The following is a 502-nucleotide window of genomic DNA, read 5'->3' on the forward strand; positions in this document are numbered from 1 at the left end:
CCGTCTGGCCGCTTCGTCATCGGCGGACCTCACGGCGATGCTGGACTCACTGGCCGCAAGATCATCATTGACACCTACGGTGGCTGGGGAGCCCATGGTGGTGGCGCTTTCTCCGGCAAGGACCCRACCAAGGTKGACCGCAGCGGRGCCTAYGTCGCGAGGCAGGCTGCCAAGAGCATCGTCGCCRSCGGCCTYGCYCGCCGCGCCATYGTCCAGGTSTCYTACGCCATCGGCGTGCCCGAGCCCCGTTCGGTGTTCGTGGACACGTACGGCACCGGCGCGATCCCCGACAAGGAGRTCCTGAAGATCGTGAAGGAGAACTTCGACTTCAGGCYCGGCATGATCATCATCAACCTCGACCTCAAGAAAGGCGGCAACGGSCGCYACCTCAAGACGGCGGCCTACGGGCACTTTGGGAGGGACGACCCCGACTYCACCTGGGAGGTGGTGAAGCCCCTCAAGGCGGAGAAGCCGTCTTCTGCATGAGGCGCCTCCTCTGTTT

General features: G+C 64.6%; 1 pseudogene. It reads left to right on the forward strand.

From position 1 onward, the window contains the following. Positions 1-438 (forward strand): annotated as a pseudogene (locus FWJ25_RS20830) (methionine adenosyltransferase domain-containing protein); the annotation flags it as partial. Between the last annotated feature and the right edge of the window lie 64 nt (positions 439-502).

The sequence above is a fragment of the Marinobacter salinexigens genome (genome assembly GCF_008370345.1).
Classification (GTDB): domain Bacteria; phylum Pseudomonadota; class Gammaproteobacteria; order Pseudomonadales; family Oleiphilaceae; genus Marinobacter; species Marinobacter salinexigens.